This is a genomic window from Algibacter mikhailovii, from assembly GCF_014651495.1.
In the GTDB taxonomy this organism is placed as follows: domain Bacteria; phylum Bacteroidota; class Bacteroidia; order Flavobacteriales; family Flavobacteriaceae; genus Algibacter_E; species Algibacter_E mikhailovii.
On the sequence record NZ_BMWZ01000005.1, the window covers coordinates 346,537 to 358,248 of the forward strand.

Annotated in this window: 8 protein-coding genes; 4 read left to right on the forward strand and 4 right to left on the reverse strand. The window is 34.8% G+C overall.

The window, feature by feature from the left end; all coding sequences use genetic code 11:
• Position 1: 1 nt before the first annotated feature.
• The 4 genes from IE051_RS12620 to IE051_RS12635 form a co-directional block, all read right to left on the reverse strand.
• On the reverse strand, positions 2–421 hold the full coding sequence (locus IE051_RS12620) for a DUF4488 domain-containing protein (RefSeq protein WP_189361179.1): 420 nt from the start codon (positions 419–421) through the stop codon (positions 2–4).
• A gap of 9 nt (positions 422–430) precedes the next feature.
• Positions 431–2,353, reverse strand: a complete 1,923-nt coding sequence (nagB, locus tag IE051_RS12625; protein WP_189361183.1) for a glucosamine-6-phosphate deaminase — start codon at positions 2,351–2,353, stop codon at positions 431–433.
• A 116-nt stretch (positions 2,354–2,469) separates the two neighbouring features.
• Positions 2,470–4,047 (reverse strand): RagB/SusD family nutrient uptake outer membrane protein, encoded by a 1,578-nt coding sequence (locus IE051_RS12630; RefSeq protein WP_189361184.1) that lies wholly within the window; start codon positions 4,045–4,047, stop codon positions 2,470–2,472.
• 5 nt (positions 4,048–4,052) lie between these two features.
• Complete coding sequence (locus tag IE051_RS12635; RefSeq protein WP_189361186.1) at positions 4,053–7,160, reverse strand: SusC/RagA family TonB-linked outer membrane protein; 3,108 nt, start codon at positions 7,158–7,160, stop codon at positions 4,053–4,055.
• A gap of 470 nt (positions 7,161–7,630) precedes the next feature.
• On the opposite strand from IE051_RS12635, the gene IE051_RS12640 reads away from it, so the two are divergent.
• The 4 genes from IE051_RS12640 to IE051_RS12655 are packed head-to-tail and all read left to right on the forward strand — an operon-like array spanning position 7,631 to position 11,615.
• A complete protein-coding gene (locus IE051_RS12640) occupies positions 7,631–8,437 on the forward strand; it encodes a sensor histidine kinase (RefSeq protein WP_229796805.1) in 807 nt (268 codons plus the stop codon).
• On the forward strand, positions 8,434–9,159 hold the full coding sequence (locus tag IE051_RS12645; protein ID WP_189361188.1) for a LytR/AlgR family response regulator transcription factor: 726 nt from the start codon (positions 8,434–8,436) through the stop codon (positions 9,157–9,159). The genes IE051_RS12640 and IE051_RS12645 overlap by 4 nt, the downstream gene beginning before the upstream one ends.
• 27 nt (positions 9,160–9,186) lie before the next feature.
• Positions 9,187–10,518 (forward strand): sugar MFS transporter, encoded by a 1,332-nt coding sequence (locus IE051_RS12650; RefSeq protein ID WP_189361190.1) that lies wholly within the window; start codon positions 9,187–9,189, stop codon positions 10,516–10,518.
• 5 nt (positions 10,519–10,523) lie between these two features.
• Positions 10,524–11,615, forward strand: a complete 1,092-nt coding sequence (locus IE051_RS12655) for an acyltransferase family protein (RefSeq protein WP_189361192.1) — start codon at positions 10,524–10,526, stop codon at positions 11,613–11,615.
• The last annotated feature ends 97 nt before the right edge of the window (positions 11,616–11,712 follow it).

The window sequence follows — 11,712 nt, forward strand, 5'->3', positions numbered from 1 at the left end:
CTTAATTAATGCGAATGTACTTTTCAGTTATCATCCTATTAATACCAGCTTCTTTAACTTCTTCTAGCCCGGTTTGAATTAGGCTATCTCCTTTTATTTGTACCTTAAACGGGAATGTGTGATTTCTAATAGCGTTTACAGCTGTAAAACTTAAAGTCTCAGTATAATTTTGACCATTTAATTCATACGTCCCAGAACCTCCATAAAAATTCTCATTACCATCTTTTTGTTGATTAAAAAAAGCAAAATGGCTGTGGTTAATAATTTTTATAAATTCGGTATTGTTAAGGTTTTTAATATTAATAGAATCGTTTTCTATGGTTTCAGCATATACCATTTTCCAAGTACCTACAATCGTGTTTGATTGCTTTTTACAAGAAAAAAGGGTTAAGACCAAAAATGTGAAAACGATTCTTTTCATAATGATTTCTTAAAAATGATAGCGTTTAAAGGCTTCAATTGCGGCATAATCAGCCAAGCCTAAGTCATTGTATTTTTTTGCTGTTAATCTATTTCTGTCCTCAGCTCTCACCCAAAATTCTCTTGAATCGCCGCCTTGAAACATAACACCATCTTTTTGTGATTGATGATAGAAAATAGCATGTCTTTTTCTTAGTACTTGATCCGGACTCATTGGTACAGCCATTTCAATTTGATATGACTCCCATTCATGCCATGCACCTCGATATAGCCAAACCCAGCAATCCTTCATGTAATCATTAGGTTTTAAAACCTTTAATGCTTCAAATAAGGAGTCTAAGCATACCTTGTGGGTGCCATGGGGATCAGCTAAATCACCAGCTGCATAGATTTGATGTGGTTTTATGGTGTCAATAATATCACACATAATATCAATATCTACTTTAGAAATGTTATTCTTTTTAATAGTACCTGTTTCATAAAACGGTAGGTCTAAAAAGTGTACATGCTCATCTTTAAGTCCAAAATATCTTGTGGCTGCTAGAGATTCACTGCGTCTTATTAATCCTTTTAATTGACGAACTTCGACAGAATCAATATCGTTTTCAGTCTTAATTTTTAAGAAGTTTATAATGCTTTGTGTTTCTTCACAATCAGGGCAAAGGTTTTGTGTTATTTCTGCAAATTTTAAAGCTTCCTCATCAGAAACTGCAATGTTTCCCGATGTTTGGTAAGCAATATGAACCTCGTGTCCTTGTTCTACTAATCTATCAAAGGTACCACCCATAGAAATGACATCGTCATCAGGATGCGGACTAAAAATAATCACTCTTTTTTTAGGGATACTAGCACGTTCAGGTCGGTTAGAGTCATCGGCATCTGGTTTACCGCCTGGCCATCCAGTAATAGTATGCTGCAATTTGTTAAACATTTTAATGTTTAAATCATAGGCTGTACCTTCTTCAGTAAGCAGACCAGACATACCATTATTATTGTAGTCCTTATCTGTTAGCTTTAAGATTGAATTATTCGTTAATTCACTCAACCAAACTACTGCCTTTAATTTTAAATCATCATTCCAAACGCAATTTGTAACCAACCATGGTGTTTTAACTCTGGTCAGTTCTGAAGCCGCAGCCTCATCAATTAGAAATGTGGTATTGTTATGGTTTTGCAGGTAGGTAGCAGGTACCTCAGAATTGATGTTGCCTTCAATCGTTTCTTTTAGAATGGATGCTTTGTTACCTCCCCAACCTAACAGAATAATTCTTTTTGCTTTAAGCACAGTACCAATACCCATGGTAATCGCTTTTCTTGGCACATTTTCTATGCCTAAAAATGCAGGAGCAGCATCAACACGTGTAATATGATCTAGCGTGATACTACGTGTTCCCGAATTGAGGTGGGAACCTGGTTCATTAAAACCAATATGTCCTGTTCTACCAATACCTAAGAGTTGAAAATCTAAGCCACCTACAGCTTGTATTTTCATTTCGTAATCTATGCAGTACTGATATAAATTTTCAGAACTTACAGTTCCACTAGGTACATTTACATTTTCGGGTAAAATATCTACATGATTGAACAAATGCTCATGCATGAAATAATAGTAACTTTGTATGTTACCTTGTTCCATGGGATAATATTCATCAAGGTTAAAGGTTATTACATTTGCAAAACTTAAACCTTCTTCTTTATGCATTCTAACTAGTTCTTCATAAACTTTTATAGGTGAAGAACCTGTTGCCAAGCCTAGTACACAAGGTTTGTTTTGTTTTTCTTTTGCTCTAATTAAATCAGCTATTTCTTGTGCAACAAGAATAGAAGGTTCTTTGGAGTCTTTGAAAATAACATTGTGTATTTTTTCAAACCGCGTTTCTTCAAACGTTCCAGCTTTGGTGTATGATATACTTTTTTGATTTGTAATTTCCACAGTACAAGTTGTTTTCTGTTAATGCTTTTTTTTGTAAAAGCAAGCGGAAAAACAGCGATCTCTCCGCTTGCACAACTACAAACTAACTATTGACTAAACTTAATATCAATTCAATTTTAAAAGTTTCCTGCTCCGGTGTCCCACCATAAGCGCGTACCACCAGTGTCTGGACCTCCTAAGAAACCTACCGCTTCCTCAACATTGGCGCTATTGGTGTTTCTTTCGTTTTCTACAAAATTTATTCTTCGTACCTGAATGTTGGTATCAATGGTGCCTCCACTATTGTTAACTACTACAGGGAAGATTCTTGGGTATCCTGTACGTCTAAACTCTGTCCAAGCTTCTTGGCCATCGGGGAACATAGCAATCCATTTCTGAGTTATGATTTGCTCTAATTTTTCTTCATTCGTTCCTGCATCGTTAAATGCAATTTTCACGTCACTGCCATAGGCTATATCATTAGCATCGTTTAATGCATCAACAAAATCAGCAGGTGTACTTGTTGTATCTGCTAAGTAGTCTGCAATTCCCGATACACCGTGCTGTGCAAATGACGCTGAAACTCCAGCTTCATAATTAGACTTAGCATCACCGGCACTAGCCCATCCTCTCAATGCAGCTTCAGCTTTTAAGAAGTGAACTTCGGCAGCAGTCATCCATGTTAATGTTTCTCCATCAATAACACTTCCAATTGAAGCGTGATCGCCATATTCTCCTTTAGCGGCAATGTCAATACCCATTCTAATACCTTTATAGTCACCTTCTAAACTAGCATCTGCCGAAGGATTAAAATACGTTTCAATTCTGCCATCATCATAACCCGTTAGGATAGACTCCATTTCAGCACCCATTCTAATGTCTCCCCAAGAACCACTTATCACTGTGATAGGGTGAGGGAAGCCTGTATTGATTACCATATTAGACTCTGTCATTAAACCCGCATCACTTGATAAAGCTAATTCGCCTTGCGTTTTAGCTAAAGCAGGATCAATTTTAGATACGCGAATTGCTAAACGTAAACGGATACTATTTGCAAATTGTCTCCAACCGGCTATATTTCCTGCAAGAGAAGACATGTCAAATGGAGCAAATTGCACATCGTCTTCATAGACCTTAAGTCCGTCTATGGCTTCCGTTAAATCTTGGAAAAAGGCTTTATAAGCTACATCTTGAGCGTCATATTCACCAGTGGTGGCAAAATCATTAAATTTTGTATATCGTATTGGTCCGTAGATATCAGACACACGGTGCATAGCTGTAACTTTAATAATGTTAGCTAAGAGAACAAACTTAACTCCATCTGGATCACCGCCTAATTTTACTGCATTAAATACATTAAGTGCTTGCGGCATAACGCTACCATAGGCATTACTCCATGGGAATCCATTCCATCCGTCAACTAAAGCATAGGTTTGATTGTTTACGTTTCCAGCAAATGGTGTTGGTGCAGTCATATAACCTGAGTATACGTCACCCATTAGGTTTTGCTGTAATTGATAATTCCAGGCCGGAGTCACATTGAACACATTTAAAAACATGGGGCCAAATTCATTACCCACATTGTTATTCATCTGTGTTAAACTTTCTTCCGTTATCCCGTTTGGATCGGTATTTATTTTTTCAAAATCATCGGTGCAACTAGCAAAGTTAATTGCAACAAAAGAAGCTAGTATGTAATTATATATATTCTTCATTTTTCTTAGAAATTTACGTTAATGTTTAATCCGATACTTCTTGTTGATGGTTGACCGTAAATGTCAACACCTTGCAAACCAATACCAGTACTAGAGGCAATATTTGGATCAAACGGTGCATCTTTATAAAAGAAGAACAAGTTGTTAGCAATTAATGATAGTTTAATTGATTCTAAGAACTCTCCTGGTTTTGGGATGGTGTATCCTACTGAAAACTCTCTTAAACTTACGTTGGTTGCATTATAAACATATTCTCCAAGTAAACCAGCTCTACCAGCTGTTTTAGTGTAATAATCTTGTGCTGTCATTTGAGCTGATGCTCCGTCTGTAGTCACTACATTTACCAATCCACCGTTTACATTTCTTGTGTCGGCAGAGGCCTGAGAAACACCGTAGAAGTCATTAATGGCTTCTGTAACACTCACAACATCGCCTCCAAATTTTCCGTCAACTAAGAAGTTAACAGTGAAATTGTTGAACTCAAAGGTGTTGTTCCAACCTAATGTGAAATCCGGTTGTGCGTGAGCAACAGTTTCAAAATCTGTAGATTCAACAGTTAAGTTTCCACTACCGTCATCAGTAACTATTGGGGTACCGTTATTATCTCTAATAATAGAACGAGCTTTGATACTACCAAAGTCTTCACCTTCAACTAGTGAGTAGCCATAACCATTTACACCAGGGGCTGTTAAAATAGCCTCTCCGTTTTCTAATGATGGATGTACAGATACTACTTTGTTTTTGTTTTGAGCAAAGTTTAAAGCCGTATTCCACTTCAAGTTGTCAGTCATAATAGGTTTCCCAGAAAGAACCAATTCAATACCTTTATTAGATATTTCTCCTGCGTTTACAATATTTTGAGCATACCCTTGAATATTTGGTTCAGCTGCAATAAAGAAAATTTGATCTTCAGTAGTTGAATCGTAGTACGTTAAGTCAATGCCTAAACGATTACTAAAAAAGCGCCATTCAGTACCAATTTCAAAAGATTTTTGTCTTTCTGGTCTCAAAGTTTCACCTTCTCTAGGAGCAAATGTTGCTTGATTTGCTGAGCCTATAGTGCCTCCAGAATTAGTTGTTCCAATGGTTCTTAATGGCACTGTTGCATAAACAGGAATATCTTTACCTACTTCAGCATAAGATGCTCTTACTTTAGCAAATGAAATAGATTCTCCCATATCAAAAGCTTCTGTTAAAATACCTGTTAAACCAACAGAAGGATAAAAGAATGAATTAGAATCTGTATTTACTAGAGTTGAAGACCAGTCTGTTCTACCCGTGATATCTAAATATAACATGTTTTTATAGCCAACATTAGCTGCTCCAAACACAGATTGTACTTCGCGGTTTGCCACTTGTTGTCTAATACCATTGGTAGATTCGAAATTAGCAATTGTAAACTCATTAGGAAATCTTAATCCTTCTGGTCCAGAATCTAATTGTATTTGATCTCCAATTTTGTACTTTGTTAAACTTGTTCCTAAAGTTAATCCAAAATCAAAATCTTCAGATAATTCTCTGTTGTAAGTACCAATTAAATCTAAATACTGTTGTGTGTTTTCAGTTTTTTCAAGAATATGACGCCCTGTTCCTGGTACGAATGTAGGGTCACTACCTGCAAATAACTTTTTCTCAAAAGTGAAGAATGATTTATCATAACTACCTCTAGACTGTAAAGCGAAATGATCTGTAATTTGATATTTAATACTTACACTAGCTAAGGCACGTTGTACAATATCTTTACTTTGGTTTCTGTTGATTAACCAGTAAGGGTTTTGTTGGATGTTCTCATCAAATGATGTTCTGTATTGATCCATCATGTTGGTGCTTGAATTAAAATATTCAAAGTTTTTGTAATTGTTTAAGTCAATTCCAACAGGGTTTAAGTAAAGTCCAGTTAATGGGTTTGAGTATAAACCGTTTCCTGGTCTGTTGTGTATTCTTTGGTCAGATAACGTAATGTTAGCAGACACTTGAATTTTATCATCTAAGAAAGATGCTGTTTCTCTCAAGTTAAAAACATTTCTGTTTAAACTGTTTTCTGGCATAACACCTGTTGCATTGGTATTAGCATAAGAGAAATAGGTTTGTGCTTTTTTGTTACCTGCGCTAAGCGATAAGGCGTTGATAGCTGTAAATCCAGTATTGAAAAAATCATCAACCGTATTAGATAAACCACCTGCTTGAGCACCCCAAGATTTAGGATCGGCAACAGTTCCGTTTTCAGCAATAGGCTGTCCTACAGAATTTGACTGATATTGTGTTTGTAATTTTGGTAAAGAAATCACATTGTCAACCGTCATGGTTGTGTTAAAGTTTACTTTGATTTTACCTTCTTTACCACTTTTAGTGTTTATTAAAATAACACCATTAGCACCTTGACTACCATATAAGGCTGCTGCAGAAGCACCTTTTAATATCGTCATGCTTTCTACGTCATCAGGGTTAATTAATGATGTGATATCACCACCATCTCTGTTTCCAGTCTGACTTCCAAATACATTAGTTCCAGGAGTTTCTCCATTTTGTCCATTACCACTATTTAGCATTGGAATACCATCAATAACATATAATGGGTCATTATTTGTTGTTGAAGAATTACCCCTTAACACCACTTTAGTGGCACCACCAGCACCTGATGAACTTCTAGTAATTGTTAAACCAGCTGATTTACCAGATAAACTGTTAATCGGGTTCACTTGCTTAACGTTTGTTAAGTCATCACCTTTCACATCTTGAGCAGAATAGGTAAGGGTTTTACGTTCCTTTTTAATACCAAGGGCCGTTACAACAACTTCATTAAGTTGTTCAGCGTCTTCAAGCATTTGAACATCAATTACGTTGGAGTCTGCAACTGTAATTTTTACGCTTGTCATACCTAGGTATGAGAAATTTAAAATGTCACCAACATTTACCGTTAGTGAATAATTTCCATCAAAATCTGTTTGAGTACCATTAGTAGTACCATCTACTGTCACATTTACTCCAGGAAGCGGAATGCCATCTACTTGTGAAGTTACTGTTCCTTGAATCTCTTTCTCTTGTCCAAAGGTGATTTGAACCGATAATAGTAGAAAGGAAACTAAGAAAAGCGTTTGTAAGTTTTGTTTCATAATTTGATTATTTTGTTTTTATAGTTGAGCCAAACTATCCATTATAAAAATAGTTTTAAAAAAAATTATATAAACGACATGGTTTTACACATAGACAACATTTTAAAATCGATAAGTGATTTTCGTAAAATAAACTATTTGTAATTTAATTGTTTGTTAGTGAATATATCATTAAAATTGTTGAATATTAATAAGGTTTTTTTAGTAAAACCTGTCAAAAACTAAGAATCATTTTATCATATAACAAAAAAATAGGGTCAACCATTCCAATCAAGTACCATATTATATTTTGGTTGCTGTACTTTACGTTTAATGTATTGCGTTGGGGAAACTATTTTGATAACTATGTGTATTCTTTTAAGTCTAACGTCGTTGAATTCGCTATTCATATTATCATAGTTTATGGTAATGTGTTTTATTTGATTCCTAAGTTCATCTTGCGGAAGAAATACAAAACGTACGTAGCCATCATGTTTTTAATTTTGGTTTTGGTTTATGTGATTAGAACGAGTTTGAATTATATATTAGTAACCGAACAAGCCTATCCTGAGTCTGTAGTACCTTCAAGTGTTTTTGATTTTAACTACATTGTACAGGTTATTCTGGGGGAACTTTATGTGATTTCGTTTGTGACCTCTATTAAGTTTATTGCCGAATGGTTTATTGAAAAAAAGAAAAATGAAAATTTGGCAAAGCTTCAACTCAGTACAGAGCTTAAATTTTTGCGCACCCAAATACAACCGCATTTCTTTTTTAATACCCTAAATAACTTATATGCCTTAACGCTACAGAAATCTGATAATGCACCCAAATTAGTTATTAAGTTATCTGAAATGATGCAATATGTGCTCTATGATATAGATGGTTCCAGAACGGATTTGTTAAATGAAATAAATCACATTAATAATTATATAGATATAGAACGATTAAGATTTAATGATCGCGTAGAGGTGGATATTGATATTTCAGGAGATATTGAAGATGTGTATGTGCCGCCGTTATTGTTGCTTTCATTTATTGAAAATTGTTTTAAACATGGTATGCGTGGTAATGATAAATTGAAAATAAATATGAGTTTTGAGGTTTTGAATTCGGGGTATTTGGAATTTGTTCTAATAAATACGTTCAATCCTATTATCCTACAAGATGCAAAAAGTGGTATTGGGAATGATAATGCTAAACGCCGTCTAAACTTAATGTTTTCAAATAACTTTGTTTTAGAATCTAAAATAGAGGAGGATAAATACAAACTGTTCTTAAAAATTCCAATACGATGAAAATTAAGTGCTTAATTATTGATGATGAACCTTTAGCTATTTCTGTTATTGAAAATCATTTGAAAAATTTTGATCATGTTGACATTGTCGAGACTTTCAATAATCCATTAAAGGCCTATCGCGTGTTAGAACAAGAAAAAATTGATGTGATTTTTTTGGATATCAATATGCCACAAATGACAGGTTTTACTTTTATAGAAAACTTGAGCTATAAACCATTAATTGTGATTACCACCGCCTATAGGGAATATGCGGTTAAAAGTTTTGAGCTTAATATTTTGGATTATTTGGTAAAGCCTATACCGTTTAATCGATTCTTAAAAACCATGAATAAAATATATCAGCAGGTATATGTGAGCAATGCTTCAACAGATGCAAGTTTACAACAAGAGCCTCATATATTTTTAAAGGTGAATAAAAAGCTAATTAAGATTAATCTTAATGACATACTTTATATAGAAAGTTTGAAGGATTATATAAAAGTGATAACAACTATTGGAGATCATGTAGTCCATAAATCACTTTCAGCTATCACGGAAGAGTTGCCGCAGTCAAATTTTATGCGAATCCATAGATCTTATACCATTTCAATAAATAAAATAGCAGCATTAGAGGGGAATACCGTGGAAATAGCGAACAGAAAAATACCAATTGGCCGTAATTATACGAAACAAGCCAAAGAGCGTATTTTTAATATCAATGACGAAAAAGAAAGTAAATAAACTAATCAAAATTTTAAAGGAATAATTATGTCTAATAATCAAGAAAATGTATCTCAGAATAAAAACAATACGCTAGTACCCATACTTATTATTGCTGGTTTATTTTTCATTTTCGGTTTTGTAACCTGGATCAATGGAGCTTTGATCCCTTTTATGAAAACAATTAATGAATTGACTGATGCACAATCTTATTTAGTAGCTTCAGCCTCTTATATTTCATTTGTGGTCATGGCATTGCCGGCCTCTTATATTATTAATAAAATTGGTTATAAGAAGGGGATGTCCCTTGGGTTAATCATTATGGCTTTGGGGGCCTTGGTGTTTATACCGGCAGCTGGAGCTAGAACGTATTGGATGTTTTTGGTCGCTATTTTTATTCAAGGTGCTGGTATGACCTTATTGCAAACAGCTTCAAACCCTTATATTACCATTTTAGGACCTATGGAATCTGCCGCTAAGCGTATTGCTATCATGGGAATTGCTAATAAAGTTGCTGGGGCTTTGGGTTCAATTATATTTAGTGCCATTTTATTATCAGGTATTGGAGAGATTAAAGAAAAACTAAGTGTTGTTGATGATGCTGAGAAAGCCAGTTTATTAGATGCCATGGCTGATAGTGTTGTGACACCGTATTTAGCTATGGCAGCTGTTTTATTTTTATTAGGACTACTAATTCGAAAAGCACCTTTACCTCATGTTGAAGCGGAACCAATTGAAGCTACTGAAACTGGAGAAAAAGCAAAGTCAAGTATTTTTCAATTCCCGCATTTATGGCTGGGTGTTTTAGCCTTATTTGTTTACGTAGGAGTTGAAGTTATCGCTGGGGATACTATCATATCTTATGGCATTTCGCTAGGTCTTCCAATAGAACAATCTTCATTTTTCACATCATACACACTTATGGCTATGGTAGCGACCTATGCTTTAGGTGTCTTTTTAATTCCTAAATACATAAGTCAGGCTATGGCTTTAAAAGCTAGTGCTGGTTTAGGTATTCTATTATCGTTTTGTATTGTGTTTACAAGCGGATTGACATCAGTGTTATTTGTTGCAGCACTTGGGATTGCCAATGCATTAGTTTGGCCTGCCATTTGGCCGCTAACGCTAAAGGGACTGGGAAAGTTTACTAAAACGGCTTCAGCTTTGTTAATTATGGCTATTTCAGGAGGAGCCATAATTCCTCCTCTATATGGGGCTATAGTGGATGGTCATAAGGAGGAATTATTAGCAGGGGGTGTTGCTGAGGTTGCCGCTACAGCAGAGTCCGCGTCTTTTGGGTATTGGATTTTGTTGCCCTGTTATATCATAATTCTTTATTATGCTTTTTATGGCCATAAAGTAGGACTTAAAAAGGCATAATTATTATGTCTGATAAAAAACGAATTCAATCGGTAGATATTTTAAGAGGTGTGACCATTATGGCTATGATTTTGGTCAATACACCTGGAGACTGGAACCATGTTTACAGTCCGTTGCTGCACGCCGAATGGCATGGCTTAACACCTACTGATTTGATATTTCCTTACTTTTTATTTATTGTTGGGATTTCTATTTATTTCGCTTACAAGCATAAAACGAATTCAGCCACTACACTTAAGAAAATAACCATAAGAAGTTTGAAACTGATTGGCTTGGGGTTGTTTCTTAATTTATTTTTACCCTATATTCCGTTTATAGTGGATTTAGATTCGGCGCGATTGCCTGGGGTACTTCAAAGAATAGGTATTGTGTTTTTTGTGACTGCGATATTATATCTTAATTGTAATTGGAGATTGTTACTTGGTAGTTCGGTAGTTATATTAATTGGGTATTGGCTATTTCTAGGTTATGCGCCATTACCTAACGGCATGGTGCCAACATTTAATAGGGCACCTAATAATTGGGCTAATTATATTGATTTAAAAATTCTTGGTAACCATATGTGGCAACCAGATTATGATCCAGAGGGTATTGTGAGTACGCTGCCTGCTATAGTGAGTTGTATTTCTGGAGTACTTATTGGGAAACTTTTAGATAGAGATAAACCACTAAAGGTATTATTGATTACAGCTTTGTTATTACTGGTATGTGGGTATTTGTTTAGCGCTGTTTTTCCCATAAATAAGGCCCTGTGGAGTAGTAGTTTTGTACTTGTTACCAGTGGTTGGGGGACTTTGATATTGGCTATTATTTATTATTTTAAAGATGTAAAACAGTATCAGTTTGGTGAACTAGCTCGGGCAGTTGGTGTCAATGCAATTACAGTTTACTTTTTATCAAGTTTTATATCAAAATGTATGTACCTTATAAAAATAGATGATACGCATAATTTGCATTCCTGGATATTTCAAACATTTTTTATAGATAGTTTTTTAGGTTTAAAACTGTCTTCTTTGCTCTATGCTTTGGGTGTTGTTTTATTTTATTTGTTGTTAGCACGCTGGATGTCAATTAGAAAGATTTTTATAAAAGTATAGTGTTTTTATTCGATTTTATAGTTCTGTCAAAAGGAAAAAATAGTTATGTAACAAATGTTACATAACTATTTTTTTTTTAACGTATTTATGCAATTCT